20 protein-coding genes and 1 tRNA gene are annotated in these 21568 nt (G+C 47.4%); 6 read left to right on the forward strand and 15 right to left on the reverse strand.

From position 1 onward, the window contains the following. Positions 1-149: 149 nt before the first annotated feature. Genes BuS5_RS07535 through BuS5_RS07545 form a run of 3 tightly spaced genes read right to left on the reverse strand, consistent with a single transcriptional unit; the run spans position 150 to position 1822 of the window. Positions 150-1022 carry a hypothetical protein gene (locus BuS5_RS07535; RefSeq protein WP_027354142.1) on the reverse strand — a complete coding sequence of 291 codons (873 nt, stop codon included), beginning with the start codon at positions 1020-1022 and terminating at the stop codon, positions 150-152. A gap of 31 nt (positions 1023-1053) precedes the next feature. Then, complete coding sequence (locus BuS5_RS07540) at positions 1054-1329, reverse strand: hypothetical protein (RefSeq protein ID WP_027354141.1); 276 nt, start codon at positions 1327-1329, stop codon at positions 1054-1056. After that, positions 1301-1822 carry an NUDIX hydrolase gene (locus BuS5_RS07545; RefSeq protein WP_035265571.1) on the reverse strand — a complete coding sequence of 174 codons (522 nt, stop codon included), beginning with the start codon at positions 1820-1822 and terminating at the stop codon, positions 1301-1303. The genes BuS5_RS07540 and BuS5_RS07545 overlap by 29 nt, the downstream gene beginning before the upstream one ends. 163 nt (positions 1823-1985) lie before the next feature. Here BuS5_RS07545 and hisS point away from each other — a divergent pair, with 163 nt between their 5' ends. The 5 genes from hisS (at position 1986) to ltrA (ending at position 9498) form a co-directional block, all read left to right on the forward strand. Then, positions 1986-3257: a histidine--tRNA ligase gene (gene hisS, locus BuS5_RS07550; protein WP_035265569.1), complete on the forward strand. Its 1272-nt coding sequence runs from the start codon at positions 1986-1988 to the stop codon at positions 3255-3257. Beyond that, complete coding sequence (aspS, locus tag BuS5_RS07555; protein WP_027354139.1) at positions 3254-5047, forward strand: aspartate--tRNA ligase; 1794 nt, start codon at positions 3254-3256, stop codon at positions 5045-5047. Before hisS ends, aspS begins: the two co-directional genes overlap by 4 nt. A 69-nt stretch (positions 5048-5116) precedes the next feature. Next, positions 5117-5192, forward strand: a tRNA-Asn gene (locus BuS5_RS07560). Positions 5193-5687: 495 nt separating this feature from the next. After that, the gene (locus BuS5_RS07565; RefSeq protein ID WP_274428131.1) at positions 5688-7595 is read left to right on the forward strand and encodes an IS1634 family transposase; all 1908 of its coding nucleotides are present in this window, start codon (positions 5688-5690) and stop codon (positions 7593-7595) included. Between the two features lie 835 nt (positions 7596-8430). Continuing rightward, entirely contained in the window at positions 8431-9498 is a 1068-nt protein-coding gene (ltrA, locus tag BuS5_RS07570) for a group II intron reverse transcriptase/maturase (RefSeq protein WP_274428132.1), read from the forward strand. On the opposite strand, the gene BuS5_RS07575 is transcribed toward ltrA, so the two are convergent. After that, on the reverse strand, positions 9495-10649 hold the full coding sequence (locus tag BuS5_RS07575; protein ID WP_036019371.1) for an IS4 family transposase: 1155 nt from the start codon (positions 10647-10649) through the stop codon (positions 9495-9497). The genes ltrA and BuS5_RS07575 overlap by 4 nt on opposite strands. 163 nt (positions 10650-10812) lie before the next feature. Between BuS5_RS07575 and BuS5_RS07580 the strand changes: the two genes are divergently transcribed. Next, positions 10813-11121, forward strand: a complete 309-nt coding sequence (locus tag BuS5_RS07580) for a group II intron maturase-specific domain-containing protein (protein WP_274427764.1) — start codon at positions 10813-10815, stop codon at positions 11119-11121. 249 nt (positions 11122-11370) lie between these two features. On the opposite strand, the gene BuS5_RS07585 is transcribed toward BuS5_RS07580, so the two are convergent. The 11 genes from BuS5_RS07585 to BuS5_RS07630 all read right to left on the reverse strand — a co-directional run bounded on the left by BuS5_RS07585 (position 11371) and on the right by BuS5_RS07630 (position 21432). Then, positions 11371-11799, reverse strand: coding sequence for a S10 family serine carboxypeptidase-like protein (locus BuS5_RS07585; RefSeq protein ID WP_027354642.1), 429 nt, complete (start codon positions 11797-11799; stop codon positions 11371-11373). A gap of 119 nt (positions 11800-11918) precedes the next feature. Further along, complete coding sequence (locus tag BuS5_RS07590; protein WP_027354641.1) at positions 11919-12989, reverse strand: RNA polymerase sigma factor; 1071 nt, start codon at positions 12987-12989, stop codon at positions 11919-11921. A 116-nt stretch (positions 12990-13105) separates the two neighbouring features. Continuing rightward, the gene (locus BuS5_RS07595) at positions 13106-13525 is read right to left on the reverse strand and encodes a nucleotide exchange factor GrpE (protein ID WP_051375041.1); all 420 of its coding nucleotides are present in this window, start codon (positions 13523-13525) and stop codon (positions 13106-13108) included. Between the two features lie 56 nt (positions 13526-13581). After that, positions 13582-14148 (reverse strand): Hsp20/alpha crystallin family protein, encoded by a 567-nt coding sequence (locus BuS5_RS07600; RefSeq protein WP_027354640.1) that lies wholly within the window; start codon positions 14146-14148, stop codon positions 13582-13584. A gap of 264 nt (positions 14149-14412) precedes the next feature. Next, positions 14413-14679 carry a hypothetical protein gene (locus tag BuS5_RS07605; protein WP_027354639.1) on the reverse strand — a complete coding sequence of 89 codons (267 nt, stop codon included), beginning with the start codon at positions 14677-14679 and terminating at the stop codon, positions 14413-14415. 93 nt (positions 14680-14772) lie between these two features. Beyond that, entirely contained in the window at positions 14773-17382 is a 2610-nt protein-coding gene (gene clpB / locus BuS5_RS07610; RefSeq protein WP_027354638.1) for an ATP-dependent chaperone ClpB, read from the reverse strand. A 27-nt stretch (positions 17383-17409) separates the two neighbouring features. Further along, complete coding sequence (locus BuS5_RS20230; RefSeq protein ID WP_338000288.1) at positions 17410-18561, reverse strand: GNAT family N-acetyltransferase; 1152 nt, start codon at positions 18559-18561, stop codon at positions 17410-17412. After that, positions 18558-19292 (reverse strand): hypothetical protein, encoded by a 735-nt coding sequence (locus BuS5_RS20235; protein ID WP_338000284.1) that lies wholly within the window; start codon positions 19290-19292, stop codon positions 18558-18560. The genes BuS5_RS20230 and BuS5_RS20235 overlap by 4 nt, the downstream gene beginning before the upstream one ends. 103 nt (positions 19293-19395) lie before the next feature. Further along, on the reverse strand, positions 19396-19998 hold the full coding sequence (locus BuS5_RS07620) for an HdeD family acid-resistance protein (protein WP_274428133.1): 603 nt from the start codon (positions 19996-19998) through the stop codon (positions 19396-19398). 68 nt (positions 19999-20066) lie between these two features. Further along, positions 20067-20396: a chaperone modulator CbpM gene (locus tag BuS5_RS07625; RefSeq protein WP_051375039.1), complete on the reverse strand. Its 330-nt coding sequence runs from the start codon at positions 20394-20396 to the stop codon at positions 20067-20069. A gap of 58 nt (positions 20397-20454) precedes the next feature. Further along, positions 20455-21432, reverse strand: coding sequence for a DnaJ C-terminal domain-containing protein (locus BuS5_RS07630; protein ID WP_027354636.1), 978 nt, complete (start codon positions 21430-21432; stop codon positions 20455-20457). Between the last annotated feature and the right edge of the window lie 136 nt (positions 21433-21568).

Genomic DNA, 21568 nt, shown 5'->3' on the forward strand with positions numbered 1-21568 from the left:
TTATGCTAGGCGTTTTACGCATCATAATATTTTATGTTTTTGTAATAAATTCAAACTGCTTCTTTAGCTTAAATATCAAATGGTTAGGATACTGTAAAATGAGTTTGTAAATTTCTGATTACTATATTAAACTGTCCTGATCCTATTTTTTACTCATATATTTTTTTGAATTGCTCAATGGTTTTTTTTATTTCCATCATTCCGCCGGAAAGATCTTTAGGACTATTCATAACCGGTGCGCTTACCGATCTTATACTTTCTATATTAAAAATATTTTTTTTAAAAGAAGGAGCTGTAATAACATTAACGGCTTTAATTTCACGCAGTTTGTTATTGTTATGAAAAAATTCTATAAGCATTGGATACCATCTCTTATTTATTTTCTGCCAGTTATGGTAGCGGATTTCAAAAAAGTCTCCTGGGTTTTCAGGCGTTTTTCCGGTAATAATCCATCGCAAAGGCATGAAAGTTTCTTTATCAAACCAGACCTGCGGGGCAGATTCATCGGGATATTTAGCTCCTATTACATATGTCGTCCTTCCTTGAAAACGTCCAAAACTGGAAATATCTATATTGACGCCAAGTAAAGATAATCTTTTTTCAAGCAACTCTCGAGAATTGTATAGAAAAATATCTTTGTAGAAGTCAAATCTGGTTTCAAAGTACTCCGAGATACTGCCGTCGGTTAAAGACCAGGCTCCCTTTTGTGAAATAATAATGGTTCTCTGTATATTCTTTGCTATAATATCTGAACGAAATTTTCGGGGAAAAGAAAAGCTTAATGTCTCAGGGAGTTCTATAAAATCAGATTGAGAACCAGATAGAGAATCATCTTGTTGTATTTCGTTTAAGATTTTAAGCCGCTGTTCAATTAAAAGCCCTTTGGATTTGCCGATATTTTGTAACATTAACTGGAGGATATGCGGGCCGCTCAGGATATATGCTGCTGTCTCTGAACCGGAACATAAAAAGACGGAAAAGAAGAATAAACAGGTTATAGTTTTTTTAATATTTGTAATCATAGTATAATGTTATATATTTCCTTCGACTGGATTACAGACTTTTGCTCAGTCTCTTAAGTTTTTGCAGATTGTTATATTTCAGCGCAAGATTGATCCATTCTCTGAATAACGAAATAATATGATCTGAGGATTTTCTCTTTTTTTTAGCAATTTGTTCATTAATCCAGAATAGTTTGTCAAAAATATCCTTTCTGTCCGGATCGCTTTCAAGCAGATATCTGTAAACATCCGCTGCTTTTTCCAGGTTTCCCTGGTCAGAAAAGATTTTGGCCATAGTTTCAGTATAAAAGAGCGTATTTTTTATCACCTTCAATATATCCTTTTATTTTTTGACAAACAAGGAGATCTGTCGGAAAGGCCATTTCTTCCGGCAGGTTGTCAACCGGATAAAAAACAGCTTCACTTGCATCAGAATCAGGGTTAAGCGCTCCGCCTGTTAATTGCCCTAAAAACCATATTCCCACAGTCTGTTTCGCCGAATCATGAAAGTTGGAATAAACCGCAAAAACCGGTCCAATCTCTACCTCCAGCCCAGTCTCCTCTTTAAACTCGCGTTGTGCAGCTTCTCTTACATCTTCGTCCCATTCCAAATGTCCGCATGGAATACACCACTTACCTTCATAAGATCCGATCCGCTTGACAAGAAGCAGTTTTTTACCTTGGAGTAGAATAACCGCAACACCCACAGTAGGATTTCTGTAATGAATAATATCGCATTCTTTACAGTATAATCTTTTTCTGTCTGTATCTGATATTATATGTAATGATTTTCCGCAATAAGGGCAAAATTTAAATTCCATACTAGTACCATTTTTGTAGGATTATTTATTATTGATAATACCAGCAAATTTAAAGATGGGGCAATAAAAATATTATTATTGACTAAAGTATTCATTTTAGAATATTAATAAAGGTTTATGTGATTTATCTTATAATATTAAACCTTATAGAGGGAATTCAAACATGGCAGGGATACAGCTAATCAGAGGCTTTAAAGATATTCTTCCTGGAGAGACCGAGCTGTGGAAGTATATAGAAAAAATTGCCGTGGATGTTTTTGAAAGCTTTGGTTTTAAAGAGATCAGGCTGCCTGTTCTGGAACATTCCGAACTCTTTGCAAGGAGTATAGGAGCAGATACAGACATAGTTGAGAAAGAAATGTACACCTTCCCGGACAGAAAAGGCGATTTGATCACCATGCGGCCGGAGGCAACGGCATCCGTAGTAAGAGCCTATATTCAGCATAAACTTTATGCCAAAGATCCTGTTCAAAAATTTTATACAATAGGGCCAATGTTCAGAAGGGAGAGGCCTCAAAAAGGCAGATACAGGCAGTTCTACCAGATTAACGCCGAGGTCTTTGGGATTGCTTCCCCTTTAATAGATGCCCAGTTAATATTTATGCTAACAACGATCTTTTCAAGGCTTAAGGTTGCGGATATTGCAACCCATATAAATTCCCTTGGATGCCCTGTGTGCAGACCTGAATTCAAAAAAGCGCTTTCAACCCTGCTATCATCGGTATCTGGTAAACTCTGTTCCGATTGTATAAGAAGGCATAAAAAAAATCCCTTAAGAGTCCTCGATTGCAAGGTTCCGGCTTGCAGAGATGCCATGTCCGATGCTCCGGCAATCCTCGATTTTTTATGCCCTGAATGTAAAGAGCATTTTAATACCGTCAAAGCAACCCTTGAAAATCTTGAAATACCATACCATGTGGACAAGAACCTGGTAAGAGGACTTGATTATTATACCCGTACAACCTTTGAGATTCAGACCGGTTCCCTGGGAGCCCAAAGCGCTGTGGCAGGAGGAGGCAGATATGACGGCCTGGTCAAATCTCTGGGAGGGCCTGATCATCCCGCCACCGGCTTTGCAATCGGTCTGGACCGACTGGCGGAAATAATCAGCGCCAAATCAGACGATTTGTTACAGAACCCTGAAATTTTTATAGCTGCCATCGGCAGTCAAAGCAGAACAGCAGCCCTGGAGTGGGCCTGCCGGCTGGGCATTGAAGGAATCAAAACCGAGATCAATTTAACTGACCGGAGCCTTAAAAGCCAGATGAAACGAGCTGACAGACTGGGGGCCGCTCATGTTATTATAGTTGGTGAAAATGAGCTTAAGCAGGGATCCGTGGTAATGCGTAATATGCTCACCAAAGATCAAATCTCTATTCCCGTCCAGGGCTTGGTCGCTAATATTAAACAAACTTTAAAAGGAATTATCCATTGACAGACATACTTGGAAATATGAGGCGGACTAATCACTGTAATGAACTCGCCTTGAAAGATGAAGGTTCTGAAGTAACGCTGATGGGGTGGGTACAGTATCGCCGGGATCATGGCGGAGTTATTTTTATAGATCTCCGTGACCGGGAAGGCCTGACCCAGGTTGTTATCAACCCGGAAATAAGCCCGGAAGCCCACCGCAAAGGGCATGACATCCGGTCTGAATTTGTTCTCGGAGTTAAGGGGAAAGTTGAAAAAAGGCTTGAAGGGATGACCAATCCCAACCTTAAAACCGGCGAGATTGAAGTCATCGTAACAGAACTTAAGATTCTGAACAAGGCCGAAACACCCCCTTTTTTAATAGAAGACAAAATCGACGTATCTGAAAACTTGCGCCTGAAATACCGCCATATAGACCTGAGACGCCCCAGGCTGCAAAATAATTTAATTTTAAGACATAAAGCATCTTCCCTTATTAGAAACTACCTGAATAACAATCGCTTCCTTGAAATTGAAACCCCTGTTCTCACACGCAGCACCCCCGAAGGCGCCAGGGATTACCTGGTGCCGAGCAGGGTAAATCCGGGCAATTTTTATGCTTTGCCCCAATCTCCCCAGCTTTTTAAACAGCTTTTAATGATTTCGGGATTTGACCGTTATTACCAGATAGTCCGCTGTTTCAGGGATGAAGACCTGCGGGCTGACCGTCAGCCGGAGTTTACCCAGATAGATATGGAGATGTCTTTCCTGGGCGAGGAAGAGATCATAAATATTACAGAAGGAATGATGGCAGATCTTTTTGGCGAACTCCTCAATATCGAGCTTGAACTTCCTTTTAAGCAGATTTTATATGACGATGCCCTTGACCGATACGGCCTTGATAAACCGGATATCAGATTCGGACTGGAGCTCAAGGATATCTCCGATATAGTCGAGGATTCCGGATTCAAAGTATTCTCCAGTGTTGTCAAAAAAGGAGGGATTGTAAAAGCCCTGAACGCCAAAGGCTGCATCGATATGTCGCGCAAGGAGATAGATGATCTGACGGATTTTGTGGCTGTTTACAAGGCCAGGGGACTGGCCTGGATCAAAGTAAAAGAAGATGGCTGGCAGTCACCCATCGTAAAATTTTTTACTGATCAGGAGAAAGAAAAACTATCCCGGCGGATTGAAATGGAACCCGGAGATCTTGTCTTTTTTGTGGCCGATCAGCCCAAGGTTACCAATGAAGCCCTGGGCCATCTCAGGAATCATATCGGCAAAAAAAGAGGCTTGATAGATAAAAAGAAATTCAGCTTTATCTGGGTTACCCATTTCCCCCTGCTTGAATATGATGAAACGGAAAAAAGATACCATGCCCTGCATCATCCTTTTACGGCCCCCCTGGAAGAGGACTATGATTTATTGGAAAACAACCCACTGGAAGTAAAATCCCGGGCTTACGATCTTGTCTTAAACGGATCAGAAATAGGCGGCGGTAGTATCCGTATTCACAGGAAAGACCTCCAGGAGAGAGTCTTTGAAGCGCTGGGCATGGATAAAAAGACCTATCAGGAAAAGTTCGGATTTCTTCTCTCCGCACTGGCCTCGGGCGCGCCACCGCACGGCGGCATAGCCCTCGGTTTTGACCGGCTGGTTATGATCCTCTGCCGGCAGGCGTCCATCCGTGATGTAATTGCATTTCCCAAAACCCAGAAAGCAGCCTGTCTTTTAACGGAAGCGCCTTCCGGGACAAGCAAAGCCCAGTTGGATGAACTCTGCCTGAAAGTTAAACAGATTGATAAAAATCTGTAGATTTTTTCTTAAACCATTTTTTTTCTTGACTTCCAGAGCAACTATTATTAAATAAACATTTTTACATATTCCCCAGTAGCTCAGTTGGCAGAGCGGGTGGCTGTTAACCACCAAGTCCGCGGTTCGAGTCCGTGCTGGGGAGCCAAAAAACAATCCGCCGAATCCGGCGGTTCTTATTTAACACAAAACCCTGTGGGTTGATCCCCACGTGGTTTTGTCGTTTCTGCTCTTTCTTCGGCGACTTACGCCTCCGGGTACATCCTTCCCGATTCTCCGTTTTGATACTCTCCCCTCGGGGGAGCATCCGCAGTTTCTGACCGAGATAGAGAGTACTCAGGGTATTGTGCTTCTTAAATCTATATAACCTGTTGATAAGACAGGAGATAAAAATTATAGACAAAAATGTCCAACTATTATAATTAATTATGGGAAATGACATATTATTAAAAGGAGTATATTATGCCAGCTCAAGCAGTTCAACTCTTTCCCATAAAAAATTCGGATAATGTCTGGCGCGATGAGATGTTTGAATCTCTAAACTGAAGTTCCTGACGAAATTAAGCCTTGAGCCAGTCTTAACATTAAGATAATATAGGTAATACTGAGTAATTGATTGGATTTAAGGTGTGAAAACGTAGGCATGTACATCGCCACAATACCAAATCGCAAATCGCCACCGGCCATTTTGCTCCGCGAAAGTTATCGCGAGAAAGGAAAGGTCAAAAGTCGCACATTGGCAAACCTTTCCAGTTTGCCCCCACAGTCTGTTGAAATCCTGCGCCGTTCTCTCAAGGGCGAGAATCTTGTCTCTACCGATGCCTTTGAAATCATCGAAGACGGATCTCCCGCTCATGGTCATGTTGATGCCGCAATGACAGCCATGAGGCGGATGGTTGCAGCACGCATTCTTGAGCCCAAATCAAAACTGGCAACCACACTTTGGTGGGCGGATACAACACTGCCTGAGATATTGGACGTCAGTGATGCTGATGAAGACGATCTTTACGGTGCGATGGACTGGCTGTTTGAACGTCAGGGCCGCATTGAAAAAAAGTTGGCGGACCGCCATCTCAAGAATAATGCTTTGGCACTGTATGACCTGACATCGAGCTATTTTGAAGGCTGTACGTGCCCGCTTGCTGCTTTGGGACACAACCGCGATGGGAAGAGGGGTAAGCTTCAGGTTAACTATGGACTGCTCACGAATCAAAAGGGCATCCCGGTAGCGGTGTCGGTCTTTGAAGGTAACACGGGCGACCCGAAGACACTTATGCCGCAGGTTGAGAAAATGCGGGATGCGTTTGGTATCGAGAAGTTTGTGATGGTTGGGGATCGCGGGATGTTGACCCAGAAGCAAATTGATGCATTGCATGATATCGATGGCCTTGACTGGATTGGTGCGCTTCGTCCTGAGGCAATCAAGAAACTCGCCACCAGCGGTGCTATCCAAATGGGACTTTTTGATGAGCGTAACCTTTTTGAAGTAAAGCACCCGGACTTTTCTGGCGAACGTCTGATTGCTTGCCGGAATGCGGAACTTGCTCACAGGCGAGCCATAAAGCGAGATAGTTTGCTTAAAGCCACAGTCAAGGAACTGGATAAAGTCAGGGGCATGGTTCGAAAAGGACGATTGAGGGGAAAAAAAGAGATTGACGATCGGGTGCGCACAATACTGAAAAAGTACAGAATCGGAAAACACTTCAATCTTGATATCCGGGAAGACGGGTTTATTTACAAAGTCAATGAGGACGAGCTCATTGCCGAAATAACGGCAAAGAGCAAGGGCAATCAAGAGTTAATCGAAAAGCGCCTTAAAAGAAGCCGAACTCACATTGAGTCTATCTCCAGGCAATTGGCAAAGCTTAGCCGGAAGATCGACAAAGGCCGGCTGCATGGACAGGACAAGATTGGTGTTCGTGTCGGCAAGGTTATCAACAAGTACAAGGTCGGCAAGCATTTCGAACTCGACATTCGTGACAACGATTTCAGCTTCGGAATCAATCGAGATAAGGTCAAAAAAGAGGCTGCAGTCGATGGAATCTACATCGTACGAACCAGCCTTTCCAAAGAGAGAATGGATGCAAACGAGACGGTACGCAGCTATAAGTTACTCAGCCAGGCCGAAAGAGCGTTTCGTTCCTTCAAGACCGTAGATCTTATGGTACGCCCCATTCGCCACCGCCTCGAAGATCGCGTTCGGGCTCACATATTTTTGTGCATGCTCGCCTACTATGTGCAGTGGCACATGATGGAAGCATGGAGGCCACTCCTTTATGCCGACGAAGATCAAAAAGCTAAAAACCTGCGTGATCCAGTGGCCCCTGCAAAGCGCTCGGATTCAGCGATGAAAAAAATAAGGACTAAACGACTCGACGATGGGTCAAGAGTTCACTCCTTCCGAAGCCTTCTCGGCCATCTTGGTTCAATTGTCCGTGCCACTTGTCACTGTTCAGGCGAGAAAGATACATCGAATACTTTTACGATGATCACCAAGCGTAACCAAAAACAGCAAAAAGCATTCGATTTGCTCCAGACGATACGTGTGTAGACAGTACGATCGCATCAAGGCGAATTCTAACAATATGTATTTACAGGATATTTATGCTTTTTTAAAAATAGATGGGAGACAACCAGCGGTCCTCTCGTGCCAAGATAAATCCGAATCGTTGGGATAAGACACAAGGTCTTTGAAACTCGATATTGTTACCAAGTGGGTGCTCGGGAAACGGTTTGTTTCCTTCATCTCTGCAGGGCTTGCTCTGGCATTGATGTTAAGATAGTCCCACCTGACTAAAGACTAACCAGCAGGTCAGTAGCGAAGTCCACAGGTAAACCCGGTAACGGGAGTCTGGAGCTGGACGGAGCAAGATTGCAGGCTCTGTATTGAGCCCCGAAAAATGTATGGTTGTGGTCATTGTGATAATCCTGCTTGCAGGAAAAAGCCGACGCTTTGGAGACAGCGGAAGGCAGCAGTCCTGAATATGCTAAGGCAAGTATTCAGGACACCACCGGGGTCTTAGACCAGGGCATGTACTCAAAGGGGTAGCTCGGGAACTTGGGAGACCCGGATGTTTCCTTGGGTAAAAAGAACGGTAACAGGAAATCCAGCGCAAGCGAAATCCCGGCGTTGCATAGGAATGTCCCGCCTTGCAACGAGTCTGCCATTGGCAGAAACACAAACATTAAAAGATGGGCGATACAAGGTATCAGGGGAGGATAGCGAAGAGCGAACGAACCTGAGATAAACATTCGGAAGTCTTAGCAGATCATAGTACCGATGATTAAGAATTGAACTATCTTGATCGGAAAGGTGGGGAAGTGATGCCCAAGCGACCCACTGCAGGGAAGGTGAAGCAGGGTATAACGTTTTTTTGGCAGGAATTATGGGAGATACACAGATGTCACAAACCATATCAACAAAAAGCCGAGAAATTGCAAGAACGGTCGCTTGCAATTCCAGACCGATAGAATGGGGACAACCACCGGTGTTAACAGGTGGGTCATCCCTTATCAAAATCGAGCTGCTTGCTCAAAGTAATCCTGAACTGGTATTTACATCAGTAGTCCATCGGATAGACTTTGATTTACTGAAACAATCCTTTCGTAAAATTCGGAAAAGCAAATCTGCAGGAGTGGACAAGGTTACGGCAAAGGAGTATGCCGAAAATCTTGATCAAAACCTCTATAATCTGTATGAACGACTGCGGAGAGGACAGTACGTTGCGTCTCCTGTAAAGCGTATCTGGATAGACAAGGAAGGAGGGAAAAAGCGTCCAATTGGCATACCTGTACTTGAGGATAAAATTGTCCAGAAAGCAGCAGCAGCCATATTGAATGTCATATTTGACAGGAATTTTTACAATTTTTCCCATGCATTCAGAAAAGGTCGGAGCCAACACATGGCAATCAAAGATTTACGTGAGCAATGCTTGAAGCAGAATATCAGCTGGATAGTAAGCGCAGATATTACAGGACTATTTGACAATATTAATCACGAGTTACTTAAAGACATGATACGTCGGAGAGTAAGTGACGGCGGAATGATTCGCCTGATAGGGAAGTGGTTGAATGCAGGCGTAATGGAGGAAGGCAACCTGACGTACTCTGAAACGGGCACTCCACAGGGAGGAGTAATTTCCCCTGTGCTCAGTAATATCTTTCTTCATTATGTTTTAGATGACTGGTACGTGAAAGAAGTGATCCCCCGGATGAAAGGGAGATGCTCCATCATACGCTGGGCGGATGATTTCATCCTCGGGTTCGAGTATGAAAAAGACGCATTGCGTGTCATGGATGTATTACCCAGGCGGTTCGAACAGTTCGAGCTGTCACTTCACCCGGAAAAGACAAAACTGATTCGATTTTCCAAACGCATTAGCGGAAAGGGAAACGGGACGTTTGATTTTTTAGGGTTTACATTTTACTGGTCAAAATCAGTAGTGTCCGGTTAAGTTTTTGCATATAGCATTTGCTCTTTGATAATCAGATTATTAGACCATACGTTTTTTTCGTCAGTACGTAATTCGTTCTGGATGGTATTTCTAAGCTGACGAATCCTCTTTATTGATACAGGTTCATTAAACTGTTCATGGCAGTATATGGCCATAAGCAGGTAGGTTATTAACCCCGCAAGGATTTGAACCATCAGGCCATATCTACTGTGAGCAATCAAGTGGTACACTTTTAAATGTTTCTTCCACCATTTGAAAAAAGTTTCGATATCCCATCTAAGCTTATAAACGGTTGCAACCTGCTCGGCTGTAAGATCATAACGATCAGTTGCCACAAAATATTTGACACCGGCAATTTTATAACCAACCAGTCGAACCGGCTTTCTGGTCTGGTTTACCCCAGGAGTGCCAAGAAGAACCACAGCATCATAAAAAATATAGCTGTCGGGATCAACAGGCTGCTCTTTGATAATAGTTCTTGTTGTTTTCGCTTTGATGCGGCAAACAAAATGTTTTTTTTCATCCTGAAGAAGATCAAAATCCTTATGTGATTGATACCCCCGATCCATGATTCCTGTTTGGCCTTTTGTAAGGATAGACCTGACAAAGGGGCGTTCAGCGCCATTTCCATTTGTCAGATGAATTTTTATAGGAATCTTGCGATTGACATCAAAGCCGAAATGGCCTTTTGCTTTTTTAGCGCCTTTTCTGTAATCAGCCCAGTACATGGACAGAACTGCATCAATTAAAGATCCATCAATGGAAACGAGTTCACCGAGATCTGAATAATTTGATGGTAAAGCATTTTGTGCCTGGCTGCAAAGAGCTTGAAAAACATATTCAAGCTGTTCAAGCCCTCGAGAATTGATAATTTCGGAAAAACTGCTACGACTGATCCCTCCATCTGGAGCGACACATTCTTTGGCAAAATCGTCTTCTTTAAGGTGTTGAATAAGATCACGAGCTGATTCATGTTCTTGTAGATGGAAAAATATCAGTGCGTGAAGCTGATCTTCAAAAGTCATTTTCAATGGCCTGTGACCTCGGGATTTAAGCTGTGGCGTGTCAGGAAAAATCTTTTGCAAAGGTTTGAGAAATCGAGCATGAGATTGGGGATTAAAATTCTTTTTTGGGATATTGAATATGTCCATTTTTGTCTTAACTCCTTGTTATAATTATATTTTATAACAAAACGATAAAAAATTTTTATTTGGTTTGTCAAGTAAAAAATGAACATTTTTCTAATTTTTTTATCCCATATAACATGCAAAAACCTAACCGGACACTACTGGGTCAAAATCATTAAAAGGGTACATGGTAATAAAGAAAAAGACGGCAAGAAAGCGTTCAAGCCGTTTTATGAAGAGAATATGGATATGGTGCAAGGATAACCGTCATAAGCCAATGGCCGAGCAGTATGAGATTCTTTGCAGTAAACTGCGAGGTTTTTACCAGTACTTTGGAGTAATAAGTAACTACAAAGTGCTGGAAGTTGTGTTTGAATATACTGAGAAAGCATGGCGTCGATGGTTAAGCCGAAGAAGTCACAAGGGCGAAGTAATGTTCGAGGACTTGCGCACAACATACCCACTGCCATTACCCAGAATAGTCCATAATATTTGATGCCGTAAGGGCTGCAAAGTTATACGCCAAACGGGGTGTCGCCTGTTTGGTTGATAATCCGGTAAAAAGGATTTGAACCGAGGAACCGTATGAGGGAAATCTTCACGTACGGGTCTGTAGGGGGGGCGTCGGGTAACCGATGCTCCTACCTGGACTGTGTTAGGTATGCGCGAATAAACCGGGCCAGTGAGTCGATATCTTCCTCCACGCCCCAAGCTTTGGCGCGACCTGATGGATTGCCGGAAAGATCTATCGTTTACGTTCGGTTTTTTTCTCAGGGGTGCTTTTGTCTTGTTTAATCTCACGACTGTACCCTGTCCCGATAGGATCGACAAAAACCAGATCGGTGAATGCCAACCAGCTTTTCGGATTTTCCACAATACGTGCCGGCATTGGCGGCACAGTGCCGTCTTCATTGAAAACAACACGTTGCGGCCCCATCGCCCCAATATGAAGGTATGCGGATGCCGCACCCGGACCGCCGTTAAATACAAACGTAAGCGGCCGCTTATCCTGGCCCTTTTGTTGGACACAATAAGATATGTAAAATATCCGACCGACCGGTTCTGACTGTTCATTTTGGACTGTGATTGAAGCTGCAGTGGCCGTGTATTTTATTTTTTTATTGTCTATCTCGATAGAATGCTGTGTAGCCGAACGATTCGAGGCGTCCAACACCGCGGTGGCACCATTCAGAGCAGAAGGCGCTGTTTTCGGTTCTTCCTGTGCATACGCGCCCGCAGCAGGTTGAAAAAAGCAATATTATACGGAAAAAAGAATGATAATAATCCACCGAATCATTCGGGTCCCCCGTTCCTGAAATCTGAAAGCAGGTCACCGGTCTGAGCTTCAAATCCCGCCTCCAGCAGTCTTTCTCGAACATAATGATTGGCCTTGCTGATCCGGGCCGTAACGGTGGGCAGATCGACATCCAAGATGCTTGTCATTTCTTCCTCAGCGATATCCTCAAACTCATGCAGCATCAAAGCACGGCGCCAGGCGATGGGCAGATCCTTTAACAAGCGAAGCGTATACCCTACCTTTTGATCGTCACGCGCGCTTGCAGCAGGGGTTTCTGAGGCCTCGCCGGCAATCACATCTTCGATGCGCAGCAGTTCATCCGGCTGCCAGAATTCATAAAATTCTTCACCGGCCATGCTTTCGGTTTGATCCGCAGGATCAAGCAACACCGGCTCCTCCAAGGGAACCATTTCACCGAAGGTCCTGCTTGCCTGCACTTCTTTGTCAAGCACCCTATGCATTTCCTTGAGCATGCGCAGGTACGCCGCATGGCTGTCCATGCCTGCTTCCCAATCAGCGATTACAGCTGCCACGACTTCGCCCACGACATCCTGCACCGTGGGGTAATCGGGGGGCAAATCACCCTGACTATGCAGGAAGGCAAGTTCCCTTTTCACCGCACGTTCGAGATTAGGCAAAAGTGTATCAGTGAGTGCGGATGCATCATTGACGCCACCGGTCGGCAGCGTATTTCGATGCGCCCTATAGTTTTCAAGACGCGACAGGCGCGTCTGGCGTTTATGGGACTCCTGTCGGCGCACACGATCAGTGTGATTATTAACCTTTCTGAGAAGTGCCTTGACTGCCCCGTCAATGGCTATCTCCAGATTTTCTGCACTGCTTTCCGATACCAGGATCGTTTTTGGCGGCACATGCATGCGAAGTTTGATTCGATAAGCATCTCGGCCATCACCCCGCTTTCTGATAACGGCGGCTATTTCGCTGCGTTCTAGCCCGATACCCGTCAAACGAGGTACAATGTGACGATTAACCCGGTTTTCGAGCGTCGTCTCGATATGTTTTTGATCGACTGGATCACTCTTTACAAATGTAAAACTCAGTTTCATTTGATCCCCCTTGTCCCGGGCATGGATGCGTCACTCCGCCTCAGTGCTTGCACAAAATGAAGTCATCGGCCAAGATGGAAAAGTCTTTATACGCCTCAATTCTTGGATAGAGAAAATTATGAGGCTGTCGTCACCGCAACGCGTGCCGGCCGGATCAGCCGCCCGTTGAGCAGGCATCCCTTCTGATGGACTTGGGCCACAACATTGACAGGAAGCTCGCTGCTTTTCAGCGTCATAACGGCCTCGTGCCGTTCCGGATCAAATGGTTGCCCCTGTGGGTCGATGATTTCAACGCCGAAATCCGCAAGCACCGCAGCCAGCTTACCCAAGGTCAGCTCAATACCCCGTCGCAGGCCCTCTGCATCAGCTTCACTGTCAGGGGCGAACAAGCATACTTTCGGCGTCAGGATTCTTGCTCCGGGTCGCCCGGAGAGAGTATTGGTCAGCAGATCCATCCGGCGGGTCAGGTTCTCCAGATCCGCAAACGGATTTCGCCAGCCTATTGACGGTAAACCAAATAGATTTCTTGTAAGCATGACTGTTTCCTACTTTTGTATGAAGTTGTAATTATTCATAAAATCGTTGTGAAGCTTTAGGTAGTTTTAACCTCGATTTGTTTTACATCCGATTTCGGAAGCGCCTTTCTCGGCATGGTCACTGTCAACACACCTTTTTTAAAGGAGGCATTGATTTTGTCCTGATCCGCGTCCTCCGGAAGGGAAAGCACCCGCTGAAACGAGCCGTAGGAGCGCTCCATCCGGTAGTAGTTCTTTTCCTTCTGCTCCTTTTCCTGTTTTTTTTCGCCTCTGATGGTCAGGGTGTCGTTAACGATCTCCAACTTGACATCCTTTTCATCCACACCGGGTATCTCAACGGTAATTTTGTACTCATTGTCAGTGGCGCCTAAATCCAGGGTGGGCTTCAGGATGCCGTCAGCCAGTCGCGGAAACAGAGGCTGGTCAAAACCGAAAGAGGACAGCCCGAACCCGCGGAATGCCTGATCGAAAAGCCGGTCGATCTCATGATGAAACTGCTGCAGTGGATGAGCCGGCACGCCGCCTTGATCTTTGGCGTTTTCGCGTTTCACCGGCACCATTTTGCCAGCATCTTCTTCTTCCTTCTTGAACCAATTCCAGGGAATCCATTTTTTAATGTTCATTGTGCACCTCCTATCGTTGAATGTTAACATTATAAATAGCCTTTTGACAAAAAAGTAATGCTTAATATTTCTGTGTCAAGAGGCTTGGCAAAATCATCTTAGCATTATAAGTATCAGTAATATTAGTATAAAATAATTATTATCGGAAAAATGGAGACAAAATATTGAGTTGCCGATTTCCGAAAAATAGGAGAATCAAAGCCCATAACTGGTCAGTAGAGACGAAAAGGTAATGAAGCTAAAAGAAAGATTGTAGACGGTTGGTCAAAACAGCGGGCTTAACAAGTGCGCCGCCGCGTTCACCAGCCGTGTTCCAGGCGGCAGCTGCTTAAAATCATCGGCCACAACCTCTGCGGCGTCAGACAGCAACCTGTCGAGCCAAGCCTCAATATCACGGTTTAATCCGGTACTGTGCACAAAAGTACTCAATTCGAAATTGAGCCGGAAACTACGAATGTCGAGGTTCGCGCTGGCGAGCCACGACAGCATACACAAGGCCTGGAGCACACCGGATGCGTTTATTTCGGCCATGAATTGTACCCTTTTACCAGTATCGGGCTGTGAGGATCGCGTATCGGATTTCGTATTGCCGGGTTTATGCGACTACCGTGCTCTCCTCCGCTGTCAACTCTCATGGGTGATACCCAATTCGCCGTCATTCAGATCCACACGCAGGGTAGCGCCATCCGACACTTCCCCAGCGATCAGGGCACGGCCGATGCGGGTCTCCAGCTCCCTTTGAATAAATCGCCGAAGCGGCCTGGCGCCATACACCGGGTCGTAGCCCGTCTCGGCGATGAAATGCCGCGCGGCATCGCTGATTTCGATGTTGATCTGTCGCTCCGCCAACCGCCTGGACAGATCTTGTGTCAGCAGGGCCACAATCTGTTCGACTTCGTCAAGGGTCAGCGGTTTGAAAAGAACGATATCGTCCACCCGGTTGAGAAATTCAGGGCGGAAGTGCTGGCGCAACTCGCCCATGACCTGGTTTTTAACAGCCTCGCTCAGTTGTCCGTCCCTGTCGATTCCCTCCAACAGATGGTGCGAACCGATATTGCTGGTCAGGATGATGACGGTGTTTTTGAAATCCACGGTTCGGCCCTGGCCGTCGGTCAGCCGGCCGTCGTCAAAAATCTGGAGCAGCACGTTGAACACATCGTGATGGGCCTTTTCAATCTCGTCGAATAAAATCACGGCGTAGGGTTTGCGCCGAACAGCTTCGGTCAACTGCCCGCCTTCCTCAAAACCGACATATCCGGGAGGGGCACCGATCAATCGGGCGACCGTGTGCTTTTCCATGTATTCGCTCATGTCGATGCGCACCATGTTTTCCTCGGAATCAAACAGGGCCTCGGCCAGCGTTTTGGCCAGCTCTGTTTTTCCGACTCCCGTAGGGCCAAGGAAAATAAAGGTGCCGATGGGTCGCCTCGGGTCCTTGATGCCGGAACGGGCCCGGATAACGGCATCGGCCACCAGCTGGACGGCTTCGTCCTGACCGATAACGCGTTCGTGCAGCACTTCGTCGAGCCGCAATATTTTTTGGCGCTCGCCTTCCATCAGCCGAGTGACAGGGATGCCGGTCCAGCGGGAAATGATTTCAGCGATCTCATCTTCGGTGACCTCCTCGCGCAGCAGACGTTCAGCGGTCTGCTTTTTGGTCAGCATCTCTTCTTCGCTCTTTAACCGTCGTTCAAGCTCGGGCAGTTTGCCGTGCCGCAATTCCGCCGCACGATTAAGGTCATAGTCCCGTTCGGCGACTTCGATGTCATGCCGGATCTTTTCCAGCTCTTCCCGAATAGCCTGCACCTTTTTAATGGCCTGTTTTTCAGATTCCCACTGGGCACGTTTGGCGTCAGCTTCCGTTCGAAGTTCGGCTAGCTCTTTTTGAAGGTTTTTCAAGCGTTCCTTGCTCGCCTTGTCTTTTTCTTTTTTTAAGGCCGCCTCTTCAATCTCCAGCTGCATGATCCGGCGCGACACCTCATCCAGTTCCGTGGGCATGGAATCGATTTCAGTACGGATCATTGCGCAGGCTTCATCGATCAGGTCGATGGCCTTGTCCGGCAAAAACCGGTCTGTGACGTACCGGTTTGATAATACCGCCGCCGTGACCAGGGCGCCGTCCTGGATCTTTACACCGTGATGAACCTCGTAGCGCTCCTTGAGTCCCCGCAAAATCGAAATGGTGTCTTCAACAGAAGGCTCGCCGACCACGACCGGTTGAAAACGGCGCTCCAAGGCCTTATCCTTTTCGATGTACTTGCGGTATTCGTCCAGGGTGGTGGCGCCAATGCAGTGCAGCTCACCCCGGGCAAGCATGGGCTTGAGCATGTTGCCGGCATCCATGGAGCCCTCCGTCTTGCCCGCTCCCACGATGGTATGCAGCTCGTCGATGAAAAGCAGGATTTTCCCGTCAGACTCCTTGACCTCCTGCAAGACAGCCTTCAGCCGCTCCTCGAACTCGCCGCGATACTTGGCGCCGGCCACCAGGGCGCCCATATCCAGGGAAAAAATAGTTTTATCTTTCAGCCCTTCTGGCACGTCCTGGCGCACGATGCGGTGGGCCAACCCCTCGACGATGGCAGTTTTACCAACGCCGGGATCACCGATCAGGACCGGGTTGTTTTTGGTTTTGCGCGAAAGAATCCGGATCACCCGCCGGATCTCATTGTCACGCCCAATGACCGGATCGAGTTTGCCGGACCGGGCCTCTTCCACCAGGTCACGGCCGTATTTTTGCAGCGCCTCGTAGGTTCCTTCGGGGTCGGCGCTAGTCACGCGCTGATGTCCGCGGATGGCAGTGAGTGTTTGCAGCAGCAGATCGCGGGTGATGTTGAATTCACGAAGAATATTTCCCGTCGGGGTTTGGCCGCCTTCATCGATAAAGGCCAGCAGGATATGTTCGACCGAGACATACTCGTCCTTGAGTTTTTTGGCTTCGGCCTGGGCCTGCGCCAACAGTTTGTTCAGCCGCTGGGTGATGTACACCTTGCCCGGTTCCGTGCCCGACCCGCTGATGCGCGGCTTTTTCTCAAGCGCTTGCACGAGCTTTTCCCTGAATGCGTCTGCCGGAACCTCCATACGTTCCAGCAGCCGCGGCACCAATCCATCCGATTGTTCCACAAGGGCCAGGATCAAATGCTCGCCGTCAACCTCCTGGTGGTTGAAATTGACGGCCTTGGTCTGGGCTTCTTGAAGGGCCTGTTGGCATTTTACGGTAAATTTGTTTAAATCCATTGTGTCATTCCTCCATTATTAAAACTGTTATGAAAGGGCTTTCTTGTTGAAATCCATGACGAGAAAAACACTTCCATTCTCATGGCTTTTTTTAGCATCAGGATAGCGTTTGTTTAAAACGTGCAGCATAGCTTTGTTGTCGGCCAAGATGTATGCGGCAAATCCTTGAAAGTCGTTTTCAATGGCAAGTTTTTCCAATTCATCCAGCAGAAATGATGCAATGCCTTGCCACTGGAAATCCTCCCGCACCACAAAGGCAACTTCCGCCCGGTTCTCCTCGGATTCCATATAGGTGCCGATGGCCACGATTTCCTTGTTTCCCTTGTTGCGAACAAGGCCAACCAGCGTAATGTTTTTGCGGTAATCCAGTTCCGCCCAGTGGGCTTGCGCCATTTGGTGGGAAAAGATTTTAATCTTGCTGAAAAAACGCAAATAAACAGTCTCTTCCTTGAGTTTGTAAAAAAAGTTGCGATAGGCGATTTCATCGGATGGCAGAAGCGGCCGGACCGAAAGGGATTGGCCGCTTTTCAGCTTCACCCGGCTTTTGTATTTTTCGATGAACAGCAAATCCATAGCGGGAGGTGGCAGCTGATCCGGAAACACCAAATGGTGCCTTTTCGCGGTTTCGATGAGACCGGTCCTGAATTTGGGATGGGCGATCTGGGTCAACTCCACGGCCCTTTGGAAAATGCTTTTACCCCGAAGTTGCGCGATGCCGTACTCGGTTACGACGAAATCCACGTCCGCTCTCAAGGTCGACGTGTCCGCTCCTTTGCTGAGATAGGGCACAATGCGCGATTGGGTCTCCCCTTTGGTGGTCGAAGGCAGGGCGATGATTGAAAACCCACCCTTGGACATGGCCGCACCGCGAATAAAATTGGCCTGGTCACCCGACCCGCTGTAAAACAATTTGTCGATGGAATCCGAACAGACCTGGCCGGAAAGGTCCACTTCAAGAGCGGAGCTAATGGAAATTAATTTGTCGTTTCGCGCGATGACAAGCGGGTCGTTTACAAAATCGGCTGACCGAAAATAAAACCGGGGATTTTTGTCGATGTAGTCATAAATCTTTTTCGTCCCCATGCAAAGCGTGGCCACCGCCCGGCCCGGTAGAAAACTCTTGTTTTTGTTCGTGACAACCCCTTTTTCAAACAGCGGAATAAAGGCATCAGTGATCATCTGGGTATGGATCCCAAGATTTTTTTTGTTATCGAAATGCCGGAGAATGAAGTAGGGCAGATGCCCGAATCCGACTTGCAACGTCGCTCCGTCATCAACCAGTTCCGATACGTAGTGGCCGATTCTTTCAACAACGGTTTCATCGGGCATCCGGGGAAGCGATTCCACCAGGGTTCCTGATAGGGAACCAGATAATCAATTTCATCGACATGGACAAAGCTGTCCCCCCACGTGGATGGCATATGGGGGTTCACCTGGGCGATAACCAAATCAGCGTTCGCGATCGCCGCTTTGGTGACATCCACGGACACACCTAGACTACCGAAGCCGAACCGGTCAACGGGACTGATTTGAATCAAGGCAATCTCCAGCCCGATCTGCTTGATATCGAATAAATGCGGGATTTCGGAAAGATAGGCCGGGATATAATCCACTTTGCCTTCAAAGGCTGCCTGGCGCATCAAGTCGCTGACAAAGAAAAGCTTTAGGGAAAACCGCCTCCAAAAATCCGCATCGTCTATATGGTCCGCGAGTGAAAAGGCATACATCTGGTAGATCATGGCATCCTGGATGCGATGATTGCATGCCATGGCCTTGACCAGCCGTTGCGGTTCGCCGCAGCCTGAACCGATGAAGATGCGGCTGCCGTTCTTGATCATTTCAACCGCTGATTCGGCGGTTGTCAATTTTTCGGGACAAAGCTGTTTTAATTCCCGAATAGTTGTATCCATCGATCCTTGCATCCTTCATTCTCTCTGTGCATTAACAAGAAACCACTTGATACTATGCCACGGCCTGGTTCGGCGTCGCGCCTCCAGACCCAGTTGCTTTGTTTCACTTGCGCAATTTCAGCCCCAGCATCGTGAGTACGATGCCGGAAAACAGGGCATACGCGCCAATAAGCCACCCGGCGGCAAGAAAGGATTCAACTGGTCGCGTCAGGAACATCCAAAACACGAAAGCCCCGAGAGCGACCGAAAGTGCACCGCTTAGAGCCAACCAGAATTCACCTTTGATTTCCTTGCGCAGGCGAACGACCGCCGAAATCTCCAAAACTCCGGTGAAGATCGACCAGATTGCGACGCTGGCCCACATGAAGGTGGCAATCACCAAGGTGGCAACCAGTGGCCAGACGATCACCAGGATTCCGGCCAGAATGCCAAGAACGCCGCTGAAGGCAAGCCAACCCCAGCGCTCATCCTTCCGGATATTGCGCACTGCTGATATGAGGCCGAAGGCGCCATCGACAAGCGAAAAGACGCCGAATACCAACGTGAATGCCAGTAACGCACCGGTCGGCATCAAGAAGGCCAGAACCGCAAAAATCAGAGACAGCGCCCCGCGCAAGACGAACAACCACCAATTACCGGCCAGCGAGCAGAAAGGCATTGCATTGCCGCTGTCTTGACTTCCAACCAAATTATCAAAACTCATCATTCACCTCCTATTGTAAAAGTACGAAACCACACGAAGCTGTTTCAAAACGGTCATGTCATACAGCCGGGTTACAGCCCCCGTTCCAACTCGCGGATACGGTTTTCCAGCATATTGATACGTTCCAACAGTTCAAGAACGACACCAACACCGGCATAGTTGACTCCCAGTGCATTTCGCAGGCGGATGATTTTGGCGATCAACGGTACCGCCTCGCTTTCAAAAAGCCATTGTTCCGGCGTTCCGCTCGTATCGATCGGATCAACCAAGCCCAGTCGCACAAATCGATGGACCAGGCCCGGATGTGTTCGGCAGCGCACGGCCACCTCACCGATTCTCAGATAAGAGTGATCAGGTCCGGTGTGTTTCACCAGAACCGGTAGATTTGCTCGTCTTTTCATGGACGTTTGTACTCCTTGGAACCTGTTTTTTAGTTTTTCCGATTCCCTCAAAACGACACTACCTCGGATTGAAGGATGATACCTTGCTCAATTCCTCGAACAGTTGCCGTTCCTTTTTGGATAATTTTTTCGGAACCTTGATTTTCATCACCACATAAAGATCGCCTCGCCGCCCCTTGGGGTTGGGCATGCCCTTGGCGCGGAGTCTTAGTTTCTGCCCGCTTTGGGTACCTGCAGGGACCTTAAGGGTAACCGTTTCATCCAGTGTTTGGACATCGATTTGCGCTCCCAAGGCCGCCTCCCATGGGGTAATGGCCAGCTCGGTGTATAGATCATGTCCTTCCAGACGGAATCTGGGATGCGGTTCGATTTCAACCTTGAGATACAGGTCCCCGCTGCCGCCGCTGCCGCTTCCCTTGCCGCCCTGGCCCGAAAGGCGGATTTTCTGCCCAGACATGATTCCCGGCGGAATTTTCACATCATAACGTTTTTCCCGGCTGGATGGGCTTCCATCCATTCCCGGCCCGGTGGATTGCATGGTGATGGTTTTGGTGCCACCGCCAAACGCCTCTTCCAGGGGTATGCGCAACACCGCCTCGTGATCGCTGCCGCGACGATTGATTGAAAAGGGCCGGCCGCCTTGGGCGCCCTGAACATTTTCATGGAACCGGCCGCCGAAAAGCGCTTCAAAAAAGTCGCTGTACTCTCCACCGTCCGAACTCCAGAAAAAGGTCTCCTCGGGGCCCTGTTGCCCCTGGCTAGAATTCGACCGGTGTTGCCAACCCGGTGGTGGCTGAAAATTGTCTCCCTGCTGCCAATTGCTGCCGAACTGGTCGTATTTTCCCCGCTTGGCCGGATCCTTGAGAACCTCATAGGCCTCGTTGATCTCCTTGAATTTTTCTTCGGAGCCAGCCTCCTTGTTCAAATCCGGATGAAATTTACGCGCCAGCTTGCGATAGGTGCGCTGGATCTCGTCCTTGGATGCGTCGCGGGAAATGCCCAGGATTTCATAGTAGTCTTTATATTGAACGGCCATAGTTCCCTTTTATACCTCGGGTTTGCTTGATAGTTGTTTACAGTGCGCGGCCACTAACGGCCGCTGAATGGAACCAATGCAGTGCGACTACGTCTGCCTCAAGGTAAAGTCGAGTAATATTCTATTGCGGCTGCCT

The organism is Desulfosarcina sp. BuS5 (assembly GCF_028752835.1).
In the GTDB taxonomy this organism is placed as follows: Bacteria; Desulfobacterota; Desulfobacteria; order Desulfobacterales; family BuS5; genus BuS5.